The following is a 228-nucleotide window of genomic DNA, read 5'->3' on the forward strand; positions in this document are numbered from 1 at the left end:
TTCCATCCAACGCTTCTTCAAATGACATGTTCAACATCACGTCTCATTTGCTCTATGTATGCTTTATCCATTAAGCTGATAGGCGATATATAATGCAACCAGCCAGATCATGACCGCAGAGGCTTCATTGATCCCGTTCATCCACTTGCCGTTTGTATCTAGCTTTCCTAACATTTTCCCGAGGAGGGCAAGCCCCATAAACTATAACCACGAAACGATGATACAGGC

1 protein-coding gene is annotated in these 228 nt (G+C 43.9%); it reads right to left on the bottom strand.

Annotated elements, in window-relative coordinates; translation table 11 throughout:
• Positions 1-63 precede the first annotated feature (63 nt).
• Complete coding sequence (locus KVT11_RS21340; protein WP_302693915.1) at positions 64-198, bottom strand: hypothetical protein; 135 nt, start codon at positions 196-198, stop codon at positions 64-66.
• Positions 199-228 lie beyond the last annotated feature (30 nt).

This window comes from Bacillus sp. GbtcB10 (genome assembly GCF_019091365.1).
Classification (GTDB): Bacteria; Bacillota; Bacilli; order Bacillales; family Bacillaceae; genus Bacillus; species Bacillus altitudinis.